General features: G+C 72.8%; 13 protein-coding genes. 9 read left to right on the top strand and 4 right to left on the bottom strand.

The window, feature by feature from the left end; genetic code table 11:
* The first annotated feature begins 16 nt into the window (after window positions 1-16).
* Window positions 17-1,363 (top strand): MDR family MFS transporter, encoded by a 1,347-nt coding sequence (locus B5D80_RS23485; RefSeq protein WP_088646097.1) that lies wholly within the window; start codon window positions 17-19, stop codon window positions 1,361-1,363.
* Between the two features lie 592 nt (window positions 1,364-1,955).
* Here B5D80_RS23485 and B5D80_RS23480 read toward each other — a convergent pair.
* The 3 genes from B5D80_RS23480 to mshA form a co-directional block, all read right to left on the bottom strand.
* On the bottom strand, window positions 1,956-2,696 hold the full coding sequence (locus tag B5D80_RS23480; RefSeq protein WP_088646096.1) for a hypothetical protein: 741 nt from the start codon (window positions 2,694-2,696) through the stop codon (window positions 1,956-1,958).
* A gap of 76 nt (window positions 2,697-2,772) precedes the next feature.
* Entirely contained in the window at window positions 2,773-3,288 is a 516-nt protein-coding gene (locus B5D80_RS23475) for a type III secretion system chaperone family protein (RefSeq protein ID WP_088646095.1), read from the bottom strand.
* A gap of 60 nt (window positions 3,289-3,348) precedes the next feature.
* Window positions 3,349-4,713 carry a D-inositol-3-phosphate glycosyltransferase gene (gene mshA, locus B5D80_RS23470; RefSeq protein WP_088646094.1) on the bottom strand — a complete coding sequence of 455 codons (1,365 nt, stop codon included), beginning with the start codon at window positions 4,711-4,713 and terminating at the stop codon, window positions 3,349-3,351.
* A 182-nt stretch (window positions 4,714-4,895) separates the two neighbouring features.
* Between mshA and B5D80_RS23465 the strand changes: the two genes are divergently transcribed.
* On the top strand, window positions 4,896-5,663 hold the full coding sequence (locus B5D80_RS23465; RefSeq protein ID WP_088646093.1) for an SDR family oxidoreductase: 768 nt from the start codon (window positions 4,896-4,898) through the stop codon (window positions 5,661-5,663).
* A 6-nt stretch (window positions 5,664-5,669) separates the two neighbouring features.
* Window positions 5,670-6,467, top strand: coding sequence for an SAM-dependent methyltransferase (locus B5D80_RS23460; RefSeq protein ID WP_088646092.1), 798 nt, complete (start codon window positions 5,670-5,672; stop codon window positions 6,465-6,467).
* 23 nt (window positions 6,468-6,490) lie between these two features.
* Here the strand turns inward: B5D80_RS23460 and B5D80_RS23455 are convergent, their stop codons facing one another.
* Window positions 6,491-7,582, bottom strand: coding sequence for a UDP-N-acetylmuramate dehydrogenase (locus B5D80_RS23455; RefSeq protein WP_088646091.1), 1,092 nt, complete (start codon window positions 7,580-7,582; stop codon window positions 6,491-6,493).
* 70 nt (window positions 7,583-7,652) lie between these two features.
* Here B5D80_RS23455 and B5D80_RS23450 point away from each other — a divergent pair, with 70 nt between their 5' ends.
* The 6 genes from B5D80_RS23450 (at window position 7,653) to B5D80_RS23425 (ending at window position 14,333) form a co-directional block, all read left to right on the top strand.
* The gene (locus B5D80_RS23450; protein ID WP_088646090.1) at window positions 7,653-8,414 is read left to right on the top strand and encodes a maleylpyruvate isomerase family mycothiol-dependent enzyme; all 762 of its coding nucleotides are present in this window, start codon (window positions 7,653-7,655) and stop codon (window positions 8,412-8,414) included.
* Window positions 8,415-8,649: 235 nt separating this feature from the next.
* Window positions 8,650-9,957, top strand: a complete 1,308-nt coding sequence (locus B5D80_RS23445) for an ABC transporter substrate-binding protein (RefSeq protein ID WP_088646089.1) — start codon at window positions 8,650-8,652, stop codon at window positions 9,955-9,957.
* Window positions 9,958-10,051: 94 nt separating this feature from the next.
* Window positions 10,052-11,038: a carbohydrate ABC transporter permease gene (locus tag B5D80_RS23440; protein ID WP_088646088.1), complete on the top strand. Its 987-nt coding sequence runs from the start codon at window positions 10,052-10,054 to the stop codon at window positions 11,036-11,038.
* A complete protein-coding gene (locus tag B5D80_RS23435; RefSeq protein WP_088646087.1) occupies window positions 11,035-11,868 on the top strand; it encodes a carbohydrate ABC transporter permease in 834 nt (277 codons plus the stop codon). Before B5D80_RS23440 ends, B5D80_RS23435 begins: the two co-directional genes overlap by 4 nt.
* Window positions 11,869-11,926: 58 nt before the next feature.
* Window positions 11,927-13,306: a GH1 family beta-glucosidase gene (locus B5D80_RS23430; RefSeq protein WP_088646086.1), complete on the top strand. Its 1,380-nt coding sequence runs from the start codon at window positions 11,927-11,929 to the stop codon at window positions 13,304-13,306.
* Between the two features lie 19 nt (window positions 13,307-13,325).
* Window positions 13,326-14,333 (top strand): LacI family DNA-binding transcriptional regulator, encoded by a 1,008-nt coding sequence (locus tag B5D80_RS23425; protein WP_088646085.1) that lies wholly within the window; start codon window positions 13,326-13,328, stop codon window positions 14,331-14,333.
* The last annotated feature ends 56 nt before the right edge of the window (window positions 14,334-14,389 follow it).

Here is a 14,389-nt window from a genome sequence, read left to right as displayed (position 1 = left end):
GAGCGGGGGCGCGGGCGTGCGGACGGTGCGGGGTTGGTTCCGGGAGACAACCGGTGGGCTACCGAGGACCTTCTGGTACCTCTGGACGGGCACCCTGATCAACCGGCTCGGCTCGTTCGTGCTGGTCTTCCTCGCCATCTACCTGACCCAGGCCCGCCACTTCTCGGCCGCCCAGGCCGGCCTGGTGATGGGCCTGTGGGGGGTCGGCGGCGCGGTGGGCACCACCGTGGGCGGCACCCTGGTCGACCGGTGGGGGCGACGGCCCACCCTGCTCACCGCCCACCTGGGCGCGGCCACCATGATGCTGACGCTCGGCTTCGCCCGGCCGCTCTGGGCGGTCGCGGTGGGCGCGCTGCTGCTCGGCATGTTCGCCGAGGCGGCCCGGCCGGCCTTCGGGGCCATGATGATCGACGTGGTGCCGGAGCGGGACCGGCTGCGCGCGTTCTCGCTCAACTACTGGGCGATCAACCTGGGCTTCGCCTGCGCCGCCGTGCTCGCCGGCCTCGCCGCCGAGGCCGGCTACCTGCTGCTGTTCGTGGTCGACGCGGCCACCACCCTGGTCACCGCGCTGATCATCTTCGTCAAGGTCGGCGAGACCCGCCGTCCGACGGCCGTCGCCACCGGGGGAGCGCCGGGCCGGGCCGGCGGGCCGCCCCGGGTGGGCGCGCTGCGCACCATCGCCGCCGACCGGGTGTTCCTGGGCTTCGTCGTGCTCAACCTGTTCGGCGCGCTGGTCTTCCTCCAGCACATCTCGATGCTGCCGATCGCGATGGGCGACGCCGGCCTGTCTCCCGCCACCTACGGCTCGGTGGTCGCGCTCAACGGGGTGCTGATCGTGGTGGGGCAACTCTTCGTCCCCCGGCTGATCCGGGGGCGGAGCCGGTCGCACGTGCTCGCCCTCGCCTCGGTGGTGATGGGGGTCGGCTTCGGGCTGACCGCGTTCGCCGACGCCGCCTGGTTCTTCGGGCTGACCGTGCTGATCTGGACGCTCGGCGAGATGCTCAACTCCCCGTCCAACGCCACCCTGATCGCCGAACTCTCCCCCGCCGAGCTGCGCGGGCGCTACCAGGGCGTCTTCTCGCTCTCCTGGCAGGTGGCCGGGGCGGTCGCCCCGGTGCTCGGCGGGCTGGTGCGCGAGCACGCCGGCAACGCCACGCTCTGGCTGGGCTGCGCCGCGATCGGCGTGGCGACCGCCCTGGCCCACCTGCTCTCCGGGCCGGCCCGGGAACGCCGGGCGGCCCGCCTGCGCCGCCCCGAGGTTCCCGTCGTGCCGGTCACCGCCGTCCAGCCGCCGGCCCCGCAGCCGGCCGAGGCCGCCGCGACCGCACCCGCCGAGCCGGTCGGGGCCCGCACCCCCGCCTGAGTACGCCCACCACCCCCACCGTCGACCCACGTTTCACGCCCCAGGGCAGCCCCACCGGGCCTTCCACCCGCCCCGACCGAACCCCACCCGAAAGGACGCGCACCGACCACCATTCGGCCTCCGGGCCGGGGCTGCTTCCACCACGTGCCGCGACACCGTGACGTTCGGGGCGGGGTTTCCGGATCGGCCGGACAGGGCCGAAAGTGCGCGGGAGGCCGGTGAACGGCAGAGCGCCCACCGGCGACCGATGGTCGCGGTGGGCGCTCGTACCGCCTGCCCGGCGGCGGCGGGCGACCCTCACCCCCGTAAGCGTCGCCCGCTCGCGCCGCCGGTTCCCGGGTGGCACCGTCCCCCAACGGCGTGATCCACCCGATTGCGTCCCGCTCGGTGCACGGATCTGATCGATCCGCCGCTCCCCCGAACGTTTCCGAGCGTGACGCGGTGCAATAAAGTTAGTTCGCCCAGATTCCGGATTCAACCTTCGAGCACTGTCTCGCCGGTCACAACACCGACCGTCCCCGCTCCGCTGCTGCCGTTCCGGGCTCCGTGACTGCCAACACGCGGCTACCCGGCAGCCATTCCGCCAAACGTCTCAGCCGTCTTCCCGATCGGGTGACTCGGTGCGGAAGAAGTTGCTCGGCCGGCCGTCCCGCAGCTGCTCCTGGAAGATCAGGTTCAGCTTGCGGGAGTCGAACGTCCGGAACCAGTCCTCCCAGCTCACCACACGCAGCCGGCGGCTCTCCCGGTAGCCCGGGATGTCGAAGGTGAGCACCCCCGGCCGGCCGTTGCGCTCGGTGCCGGCGATGGTCGCCGGCTTGGCGCCCCGGGCTGCGGCCCAGTTCCGGATCACCTGGTGGTTGGTGGTCACCAGGCTGCGCCCGGGACGTTCCGGACGGTCCGCCGGAGACGTGATGAGCTGCGCGGAGCGTACCGAACGGGAGGTGGACCGGCCGGTGCGTACACCCGTGGCGCGGGCGGCCTTCGCCGGCGTCGCCTTCGCCCGCGTACGCGACGGGGTGGCCTTGGCCTTCGCGGCCCCGGCCGTGCTCCTGCGGGCGGGTGCCCGACCGGACGGGCCGGTGCTGCGGCGGGCGGCGCCGCCGGCCCGGCCCTCCGCGCGCAACGTCCGTGCGAGCGCCTTCACCAGTTCCGGCTTGCGCAACGCGGAGATCCCGGAGACCCCCCGCCGACGCAACTGACCCCGGATCTCGTCGACCCTCATCCGGGAGATCTCCGATTCGGAGATGCCCGGCGTGTTCGGGGTCCGGTTGCCGGCCTGACGCGTGGTCCTGGTCGCCGTCGCGCCGCGACCTGAGCTGTTCCGCTGAGCCATGACACGCTCCTCGACAGTCCGTCCTCGGCCTGCGGCGGGTCCCACACTGCCGCGCCGCAGCGCTGCGGCATACCCGTCAGGACCGGTCCGAACCTCCGGCGGACGGGGTGAACAGGTGGGCGAAGGCGGCCAGGTTCGCGGTCGACTCGCCCCGCTTGACCCGCCACTCCCACTCCCGGCGGATGGAACTGCCGAACCCGATCTCCAGCATCGTGTCGAAGGACTCGTCGGCGTAGCTGAGCACCGCGCCGAGCAGCCGGTCCAGCTCGTCGGCGTCGACGGCGGACGGGTTGACCCGCCCGGTGAGGTAGACGTCCCCGACCGCGTCGATCGAGAACGCCACGCCGTACATCCGGGCGTTGCGTTGCAGCAGCCACGCCCACAGCTCCTCGCGCCGCTCGTCGGGCTGGCGCATCACGAACGCCTCGACCCGCAGCGCGTGCTCGCCGACGATCAGGTTGCAGATCGTCTTGAGCTTGTGGGTGCCGGGCAGGGTGACCGCGTACGAGCCCTCACCGGTGGCTTCCCAGTCCAGTTCCCGTTCGGTGCAGACCGCCTCGATCAGGGCCGCCAGCTCGCTCTTCGCGCTCATCGGACCCACTCTACGGCCGCCGTGGCCGCCCCACCCGGCGACGAGGGGCGGGGTGCCCGGTCACCACGAGCCGGTGAGCGCCGGACCGTCGGCCAGCCGGGCCGCCAGCCGCTCCCGGTGCCCGGTGACCGCCTCGCCGTAGACGGCGAGCAGCCCGGAGACGGTGCGTTCCCAGGAGAAGCTCCGGGCGTGCCGGGCGGCCCCCCGACCCAGCGCCTCCCGACCGGCCCGGTCGGGCAGCAGCCGGGCCAGCGTACGGGCCCAGTCGGTCGGGTCGTGGCCGTGCACGAGCACGCCGCTGACCTGGTCCCGGACGGCGGTGACCAGGCCACCCACGGCGGCGGCGACCACCGGCGTGCCGCAGGCCTGCGCCTCCAGGGCCACCAGCCCGAACGACTCGTTGTGCGAGGGCACCGCCACCAGGTCGGCCGCCCGGTAGAGGGCGGGCAGGTCGTCACCGGTGCGCGGCGGCAGGAAACGCACCCGGTCGGCGACCCCCGACGAACCGGCCAGCTCGATCAGCGAGGTGGGCCGGTCCAGGCCGCTGCCGCTCGGGCCGCCGCAGATCACCACGGTCACCTGGTCGGCCAGGGCCGGGTCGCGTTCCCGCAACGCGGCGACCGCGCGGACCAGCACGTCCGGGGCCTTCAACGGCTGGATCCGGCCGACGAACGCGACGACGTACCCGTCGGTGGGCAGGCCCAGCCGGCGACGGGCGGCGCGGGCGGCGGCCTCCCGGTCCCCGGCGGCGGGCCGGAACCGCGCCAGGTCCACCCCCGGCTCGACGACCGCCACCCGGGACGGGTCGGCGGCGTACCTGTCGATCAGGTCGGTGGCCTCCGCGCGGGTGTTCGCGACCAGCCGGTCGGCCTCGGCGACCACCTGTTCCTCGCCGATCACCCGGGCCTTCGGCTCCGGCCGGTCACCGGCGGCGAGCTGGGCGTTCTTCACCTTCGCCAGGGTGTGCGCGGTGTGCACCAGCGGCACCCCCCAGCGCTCCTTGGCCAGCCAGCCGACCTGACCGGAGAGCCAGTAGTGCGAGTGGATCAGGTCGTAGTGGCCCGGCGGGCGGGCCGCCTCGGCCCGCAGCACCCCGGCGGTGAAGGCACAGAGCTGACCGGGCAGCTCCTCCTTGGTCAGCCCCTCCAGCGGGCCGGAGGTGACGTGCCGGACGTGCACCCCGGGGGCCATCTCCACCACCGGCGGCAGGTCACCGGAGGTGGCCCGGGTGAAGATCTCCACCTCGACGTTCGCCTCGGCGAGCCGACGGGCGACCTCCAGGATGTAGACGTTCATGCCGCCCGCGTCGCCGGTGCCCGGCTGGTGCAACGGTGAGGTGTGCACCGACAGGGTGGCGATCCGGCGGGGCCGGGGCCACGGCAGGGCACCTCGCTGACGACCGACACCGGTGTGCTGATCCGCCACGTCCGCTCCCTCTGTCACGGTTGATGCCGTCCCGCACGACCGGCGCTCCTCGGACAACCTTCACGCCGGATGCAATCTTCCCCATCGGGCTTCGGAAATGCCTCGCCCCGGGCCGTGGGCGTGACGGACCTCATCACGGGACCCGGGACGGCCGGTCGCGCCGCCGGGGTGAGAATGGCCTGATGACCTCTGTCGCGATCGTCACCGGGGCGTCCAGCGGGATCGGCGCGGCCACCGCCCGCCGGCTCGCCGCCGAGGGTTTCCACGTGCTCGCCGCCGCCCGCCGCACCGACCGGCTCGCCGGTCTGGTCGCCGAGATCGCGGCGGCCGGCGGCAGCGCCACCGCCGTAGCCTGCGACGTCACCTCGGACGAGTCGGTGGCCGGGCTGGCCCGCGCCGCCGCCGACGCCCCCGGTCCGGTCACCGTCCTGGTCAACAACGCCGGCGGGGCGCGTGGGCTGGACCCGGTGGAGACCGGCTCGGTCGCCGACTGGCAATGGATGTACGACGTGAACGTGCTCGGCACCCTGCGGGTCACCCAGGCCCTGCTGCCGGCCCTGGAGCGTTCCGGCGCCGGGACCGTCGTGGTGGTCTCGTCCACCGCCGGGTTCACCGTGTACGAGGGCGGCGGCGGATACAGCGCGGCCAAGCACGCGCAGACCGCCGTGGCGGGCACCCTGCGGTTGGAGCTGTGCGGCCGGCCCGTCCGGGTGGTCGAGATCGACCCCGGGATGGTCCGGACGGAGGAGTTCAGCCTGAACCGCTTCGGCGGGGACGCGGCGAAGGCCGACGCCACCTACGCCGGGGTGGCGCGGCCCCTGGTGGCCGCCGACGTCGCCGAGTGCGTCGCCTGGTGCGCCACCCTCCCGCACCACGTCAACGTGGACCGTCTGGTGGTCCGCCCGCTGGCCCAGGCCGCCCAGCACAAGGTGCACCGGGTCGGGCAGTGACCCGGGATGGCTGACCGGGGCCGGCAGCGGCCGGTGGGGGTGGTGACCCGGGGGACGACGAACCCGAACCGGCTCCGCCGGGTCGACAACTGGATCGTCGGGACCTGCGGCGACCGGTTACGGGCCGCCGCCGACCCGCTGGTGGTGGACCTCGGTTACGGCGCCACCCCGGTCACCGCCGTCGAGCTGCGGGACCGGCTGGCCGCCCGGGTCCGCGCCGACGTCCGGGTGGTCGGGTTGGAGATCGATCCGGTACGGGTGGCCGCCGCCGCGCCGGCCGCCGACCCACCGGGGTTGACGTTCGCCCGGGGCGGCTTCGAACTGGCCGGGTTGCGGCCCACCGTGGTCCGGGCGTTCAACGTGCTCCGCCAGTACGACGAGAGCGAGGTGGCCGACGCCTGGCGGACGGTCACCGACCGGCTCGCCCCGGGCGGGGTGCTGGTCGAGGGCACCTGCGACGAGTTGGGCCGGCTGGCCGGCTGGCTGCTGGTCGACGCCACCGGCCCCCGGACGCTGACCCTGGCCGCCCGGCTGAGCACGCTGGAGAGCCCCGCCCGGTTGGCCGAGCGCCTGCCGAAGGCGCTGATCCACCACAACGTGCCGGGCGAACGCGTCCACGCCCTGCTGCACGCCCTGGACGACGCCTGGCAGGCCGCCGCCGGGCTGGCTCCGTTCGGTCCCCGCCAACGCTGGCTGACCGCCGTCGGCGCCCTGCGGTCCACCGGTTGGCCCGTCCTCGACCGCCCCCACCGCTGGCGTCACGGCGAACTCACCCTCCCCTGGTCCACCGTCGCCCCCACCTGACCCAGGGCGGGGGTCGGGGTGGGTCAGAGGGTGCAGTTGACGAGGACGGGTTCGGGGTGCAGGGGGACGGCGAAGCGGGTGTGGACGCCGTCGCGGATCTCCCGGGCGAGGGCGATCAGGTCGGCGGTGCGGGCGGTGCCGCTGTGGTTGGTCAGGGCCAGGGTGTGCTTGCCGGAGATGGCGGTGCCGCCCGGCCCGGGGTGCCCCTTGGCGAAGCCCGCCTTGTCGATCAGCCAGGCGGCGCTGACCTTCACCAGGTCACCGGGGCAGGGCCAGGACGGGGGTTCGCCGATGTCGGCGGCGCGCTCGCGCAGCAGGTCGTACGCCGCCCGGTCGAGCACCGGGTTGGTGAAGAACGAGCCGACCGACCAGGTGTCCGGGTCGGCGGGGTCGAGCACCATGCCCTTGCCGGCGCGCAGGCCCAGCACGGTGTCCCGGGCGGCGGCCAGCGGCACCCGGTCACCGACCTCGACGCCGAGCGAGCGGGCCAGTTCGGCGTAGCGGACCGGCCCGGACAGCGGCGAGCGGTCCAGCCGGAAGTCGACCGAGAGCACCACCCAGCGGTCGCTGTACTTGAAGATGCTCCCCCGGTACGCGAAGCCGCAGTCGGCGGCGGCGACGGTGGTGAGCCGGTCCTCGGCGCGGTCGTACACCTGGACGCCGGTGATCCGTTCGGCGACCTCCTGGCCGTACGCGCCGACGTTCTGGATGGGGGTGGCGCCGGCCGAGCCGGGGATGCCGGAGAGGCACTCCAGGCCGGACCAGCCGTTGCCGACGGTGGCGGCGACGAGGTCGTCCCAGGGTTCGCCGGCTTCGACCCGTACGGTGACGGTGTCGGTGTCCTCGGCGACCACGGTGTAGCCCCGCGACCGGATCAGCACGACGGTGCCGGGGAAGCCGGCGTCCCCGACGACCACGTTGCTGCCGCCGGCGAGGACCAGCACCGGTTCGTCGCGCCGGTGCGCCTCGCGGACCCGGTGGACGATCTCGTCGGCGCTGGTGGCGGTCACGCAACGGGCGGCGGGGCCACCGAGCCGCAGGGTGGTGTATTCCGCCAGGGCGGCCGGATCGGCGGGTTGCGCGTCCGTTGTCGGTTTGGCGTAGACGTCTGACACGCCTTTCACCCTAGGCTGAGGGGTAGCCGCGGCACCCACTGGTCGCCGGGTCACCCCGGGGAGGATTGCGATGAGCAGACTGCACGCCACGAAGGACTTCTGGTTGGGAGCGCTCCGGATCGACGGTCCGGCGTTCGCCGCGGCCGTCGCCGAGGCCCCGCCGGAGACACCGGTGCTGTCCTGCCCGGGGTGGACGGTGGCAGACCTCACCGTGCACCTGGGCGGTCTCTACTACTGGGTGCACTCGGTCGCCGGCGCCGGGGACACCGCGCAGCCGGCCAGTCGCGACGACACCGTCGACCTGCCCGCCGGGGTGACGCCGCTCCAGCTCTGGCAGCACCAGTACGACCAGCTGATGACCCTGTTCGACGCGCTCGACCCGGAGGCCCCGGCGTGGAACTGGGCGCCGCAGCCGAAGAAGGCCGGGTTCTGGGCCCGGCGGATGGCGCACGAGACCGCGGTGCACCGGTGGGACGCCCAGCTCGCCATCGCCGCCGGTGACCCGATCGAGGCGAAGCTCGCCGCCGACGGGGTGAGCGAGGTGCTGGACACCTGGCTGCCGTCCGGTCGTCGGCGTAACCGGGGGCAGTGGCAGGGGGTGGTGCACCTGACCGCGACGGACGCCGCGCAGGACTGGTACCTGCGGATGCGCGGCGAGGGGGTGGCCCTGCTGGACACGGCGACGGTGTTCGGGCACGACGACCACCACGCCCGGGTGCAGGTCACCGGTTCGGCCAGCGACCTGCTGCTGGCGCTGTGGGGCCGGGTCAGCTTCGACACCCTCGGGGTGGCGGGGGACCGTTCCCTGCTGGAGGGCCTGCGGGTGGGCTGACCTCCCGCACCGCGTCCGCGTACCGCAGAGCGGCCGTCCCCGTCCGGGGGCGGCCGCTCTCGTGTGTGCCGGCCCGGCCAATGCTCCGAGAGAGCGCTCTCTTGACAGGAGTCGATCGACCCACCACCCTGTCGTGAGAGCGCTCTCTCACCGCTATCGAGTCCGGGCCGCCGCCTCACGTGGCCCGCGCATACACGCACCACCCCACCACCGACCTGAGAGGGGTCCGACCCAGATGGGTGTCTTTTCCCGCCGCCGCCTCACGGCGATCGCCCTGGTCACCGTCACCGCACTGCTCGGCACCACCGCCTGCGGCGGCGACGACGGGGCCGCCGACGGCGGCCCGGTCACGCTGACCGTCGACGTGTTCGGCCAGTTCGGCTACGAGAAGCTCTACCGGGAGTACGAGGCCGCCCACCCCGGCATCAAGATCGTGGAGCGGGGCACCGGCGGCAACCTCGACGAGTACTCCCCCAAACTCACCCAGTGGCTCGCCGCCGGCAAGGGCGCCGGTGACGTGGTAGCCATCGAGGAGGGGCTGCTGGTCGAGTACAAGGCCAACCCGCAGAACTTCGTCAACCTGCTCGACCACGGGGCCGCCGACCTCAAGGGCAACTTCCTGGAGTGGAAGTGGACCGGCGGGCTGACCGCCGACGGCAAGCAGCTCATCGGCCTCGGCACCGACGTCGGCGGGATGGCGATCTGCTACCGCAAGGACCTCTTCGCCGCCGCCGGCCTGCCCACCGACCGGGAGGCCGTGTCCAAGCTCTGGCCCACCTGGCAGGACTACGTGCGGGTCGGCGAGCAGTTCAAGGCGAAGAACACCGGCGCGGCCTTCCTGGACGCCGCCACCAACACCTTCAACACCATCCTGTTGCAGACCGCCGGCAACACCACCGGCTACAGCTACTACGACACCACCGACAAGCTGGTGGTCGACAGCAACCCGGCGGTACGCCAGGCGTACGACACCACCGTCGACATCATCGACTCCGGCCTCTCCGGCCGGTACGGGGCCTGGTCGGAGGAGTGGGTGTCGGCCTTCAAGCAGGCCAAGTTCGCCACCATCGCCTGCCCGGCCTGGATGACCGGGGTGATCGAGGGCAACGCCGGGCCCGACGCCAAGGGCAAGTGGGACATCGCCCAGGTGCCCGGCAGCGGCGGCAACTGGGGCGGCTCCTACCTGGCGGTGCCGAAGCAGAGCCGGCACCAGGCCGAGGCGATCGAACTGGCCAAGTTCCTGACCAGCGCCAAGGGCCAGATCGGCGCGTTCCAGGAGAAGGGGCCGCTGCCGTCGTCCCCGCAGGCGCTGGAGGACCCGGCGATCGTCAACTCGACCAACGCGTACTTCTCCGACGCCCCGGTCGGCAAGATCTTCGCCGCTGGCGCGAAGAGCCTCAAGCCGGTCTACATGGGCCCCAAGAACCAGGCCGTCCGCACCGAGGTGGAGAACGCCGTGCGCACCGTCGAACTGGGTCAACGCAACCCCGCCCAGGGCTGGACCGACGCCACCGCCAACGCCCGCAAGGCCGCCGCCAAGTAACCCGGTCCGGGGGCGGGGTCGCGGGCCCACGCCGCGACTCCGCCCCCGACGGGCGGGCGGGTGCAGGCCGGGACAGAGAGGAAACGCACGGGAGATGGTTGTTCAGGTCGACGGTCCGCCGCCGGGGGCGGTACGGACCCGGAGCAGACGGCCGGAGCGGGAGCACCGGTTGGCCCGGCTCGACGTCAGGTACTCGCCCTACCTGTACGTGACGCCGTTCTTCCTGCTGTTCGCGATCTTCGGGCTCTATCCGCTGGCGTACACGTTCTGGGTGTCGCTGCACGACTGGGACCTGCTGGGGGTGGACCCGGCCTTCGTGGGCGCGCAGAACTACACCCAGCTGATGGCCGACGCCGACTTCTGGAACTCGGTGGTGAACACCCTCGGCATCTTCGTCCTCTCCACGGTGCCGCAACTGCTCGCCGCCCTCTGGCTGGCCAACCTGCTCAACCGCCGGCTACGGGCACGGACCACCTGGCGGATGGCGGTGCTGGTGCCCAACGTCACCTCGACGGCGGCGGTGGCGATCGTCTTCGCGGTGCTGTTCGGCCGCGAGTTCGGCATGATCAACTGGCTGCTCGATCTGGTCGGCGTCGACGCGATCGACTGGAAGGCGAACCGGTTCGCCGCCTGGACGGCCATCTCCGCCATGGTCGACTGGCGGTGGACCGGCTACAACGCGCTGATCTTCCTGGCCGCGATGCAGGCCATCCCCCGCGACCTGTACGAGTCCGCCTCGATCGACGGGGCCGGCCGGGCCCGGCAGTTCTGGTCGATCACCGTGCCGCTGCTCAAACCCACGATCATCTTTGCGGTGATCATCTCCACCATCGGCGGACTGCAACTGTTCACCGAGCCCCGGCTGTTCAACTCCGGCACCAACGCGATCCGGGGCGGGCCGCTGCGCGAATCCCAGACGATGACCATGTACATGTTCGAGAACGCCTTCGCCCCGCACTACAACTTCGGCTACGGCTCGGCCGTCGCCTGGCTGCTCTTCGCCCTGATCGCGGTGGTCGCGGCGATCAACGTACTGATCCTGCGCCGGCTCGGCGGCGGCGCCCGCAAGGGGGACCGATGACCCGCATCTGGTCGGCCGGCCGGCTCACCTACCCGGCGCTGACGCTCACCGCCCTGCTGTCGATCTTCCCGATCTACTGGATGTTCGTGGTCGCCAGCCGCAGCAGCGACGCGATGGGCCAGGTGCCGCCACCGCTCACCCCCGGCGGCAACCTCGGCGCGAACATCACCCGGCTGTTCGCCAACCCCGACGCGCACTTCCTCACCGGCCTGGTCAACTCGACGATCGTCGCGGTCAGCGTCACCTTCTCGGTGGTGCTCTTCTCCACCCTCGCCGGGTTCGCATTCGCCAAGCTGCGGTTCCGGGGCCGCAACGCCCTGCTCATGGTCATCGTCGCCACCATGATGGTGCCCACCCAGCTCGGGGTCATCCCGCTGTACCTGCTGATGACCAAGCTGAACTGGAACGACCGGCTGCCGGCGGTGATCGTCCCCGCCCTGGTCACCGGGTTCGGCGTGTTCATGATGCGTCAGTACGCGGCCCAGGCGGTCAGCACCGAGCTGATCGAGGCGGCCCGGGTCGACGGCTGCCACACGCTGCGGATCTACTGGAACGTGGTGCTGCCCGCGCTGCGCCCGGCCGCCGCCGTCCTCGGCCTGCTCACGTTCATGACGACCTGGAACGACTTCCTCTGGCCGTACGCTGTGCTCAACGACCCGGAGAATCCGACCGTGCAGTTGTCGTTGCGGGCCCTCTCCGACGGTTACTACCAGGACATGTCGCAGGTGTTCACCGGCACGGCGATCGCGACGCTGCCATTGCTGCTGGTGTTCGTCGTGTTCGGCCGCCAGATCATCGGCGGCATCATGGAAGGTGCGGTTAAGGCGTGAGCGCGAGGAGTGAGCCGGGTTTGCGAGCCCCGCAGTCGCGAACGAAGGAGAAAGCCGCGTGAATGAGGTTCGTTTTCCGGAGGGCTTCGTGTGGGGCGCGGCGACCGCCGCGTACCAGATCGAGGGCGCGGCCCGCGACGACGGTCGCGGCGAGTCCATCTGGGACACCTTCAGCCGTACGCCGGGCAAGGTGTTCGCCGGGCACACCGGTGACGTCGCCTGCGACCACTACCACCGGTACGCCGACGACGTGGCGCTGATGGCCGAGCTGGGGCTGGCCGCGTACCGGTTCTCGGTGGCCTGGCCCCGGATCAGGCCGGACGGCACCGGCCCGGTCAACCCGCGCGGCCTGGACTTCTACGACCGGTTGACCGACGCGCTGCTCGACCGGGGCATCGACCCGATCGTCACGCTCTACCACTGGGACCTGCCGCAGACGTTGCAGGACCGGGGCGGCTGGACCAGCCGGGAGACCGCCGAGCACTTCGCCGACTACGCCCTGGCGGTGCACGCCCGGCTCGGTGACCGCATCCGCACCTGGACGACGCTCAACGAGCCTTGGTGCTCGGCGTACCTGGGTTATGGCAACGGGGTGCACGCCCCCGGCGAGCAGGACGCCGGGGCGGCGTTCCGGGCCGTACACCATCTGCTGCTGGGGCACGGGCTGGCGGCACGGGCGCTGCGGGCGGCCGGCGCGCGGACGGTCGGGATCACCCTCAACCCGGCGGACGTCGCGCCGGCCGACCCGGCCAGCGCCGCCGACGCCGCCGCGGTGCGTCTCGTCGACGGCCTCCAGAACCGGATCTTCCTGGACCCGCTGACCGGGGCCGGCTACCCGGCCGACGTGCTCGAACACGTCGCCCGGATGGTGGAGCCCACGTTCGTCCGGGACGGCGACGAGAAGATCATCGCCGCGCCGCTGGACCTGCTGGGCATCAACTACTACTCGCCGACCTACGTCGCGGGCCGCCCGGACGGGGCGGGCAGCAGCGCCTACCCGGGCACCGAGCAGGCGGTGGAGTTCCTGCCCGCCACCGGGCCGGTGTCCGACATGGGCTGGCAGATCGAGCCGGCCGGGCTGACCCGGCTACTGGTGCGGCTCGCCGCCGACTACCCGGGGCTCCCGCTGATGATCACCGAGAACGGTGGCGCGTTCCCCGACGACAGCGGCACCTCCGACGGGGGCGGGGCGGGCCGGATCCACGACGCCGACCGGATCGCCTACCTGGACGGGCACCTGCGGGCCGCGCACGAGGCCATCTCCCGCGGAGTCGACCTGCGCGGCTATCTCGTATGGTCGTTGCTGGACAACTTCGAGTGGGCCGAGGGCTATCGGAAGCGGTTCGGGATCGTCCACGTCGACTATCTGAACCAGCGGCGCACCCCGAAGTCGAGCGCCCGGTGGTACCAGGAGGTGATCTCCCGGAACGGGCTGTGACGAGGTGGTGGTGGCGGGTATGACGGCGGCACAGCGGCCCACCCTGGAGGAGGTCGCCCGGCAGGCCGGCGTGTCCCGGGCGACGGTCTCCCGGGTGGTGAACGGCTCCACCACGGTCGCCGAGCCGATCCAGGAGGCGGTCCGCCGGGCGGTGGCCGAGCTGGGGTACGTGCCGAACCTGGCCGCCCGCAGCCTGGTCACCCAGCGGACCGACTCGGTCGCCCTGGTGCTGCCGGAGGCGGCCACCCGGGTCTTCTCCGACGACCAGGTCTTCCCCGGGCTCATCCGGGGCGCGGCCCAGGAACTGGAGGCGGCCGACAAGCAGCTCGTGCTGATGCTGGCCGGTTCGCCCGCCGGGCACGACCGGGTCGCCCGCTACACCACCGGCCGGCACGTCGACGGGGTGCTGTTCGCCTCGCTGCACGGGGAGGACCCGCTGCCCGGCCGGCTCGCCCGGCTGGGCATCCCGGTGGTGTGCAGCGGCCGGCCGCTGGACGCCGCCGACGTGCCCTACATCGACGTGGACCACATCGGCGGGGTCGCCAGGGCGACCCGCTACCTGATCGACAACGGTCGCCGCCGGATCGCCACCATCGCCGGCCCGCAGGACATGGTCGCCGGCATCGAACGGCTCGCCGGCTACCGCGACACCGTGGTCGCCGCCGGCCTGCCGCAGATGATCGAGTACGGCGACTTCACCCGCGAGTCGGGGACCATCGCGATGCGTCGGCTGCTCGCCGCGTACCCCGATCTGGACGCGGTCTTCGCCGCCTCCGACCTGATGGCGCACGCCGCTCTGCGGGCGCTGCACGAGGCGGGCCGGCGGGTGCCGGACGACGTCGCGGTGATCGGCTTCGACGACATCGAGACGGCCGCCTACACCGAGCCACCGCTGACCACCGTGCGCCAGCCGATCGTCGAGCTGGGACGGAAGATGACCCGGCTGCTGCTGGCCCTGGCCGACGGTGCCGAGGTGGAGCGGGCGGTGGTGCTGCCGACGGAGCTGGTGATCAGGCAGTCCGCCTGACCCCCCGCCCCGGTCCCGTCCGCTGCGCTCCCTGCCCACCGCGCTGCCCCCCCCCC

The organism is Micromonospora wenchangensis (genome assembly GCF_002210435.1).
Taxonomy (GTDB): Bacteria; Actinomycetota; Actinomycetes; order Mycobacteriales; family Micromonosporaceae; genus Micromonospora; species Micromonospora wenchangensis.
The sequence above is the reverse complement of the archived record's forward strand: the minus strand, read 5'-3'. Positions and strand labels throughout refer to the sequence as shown.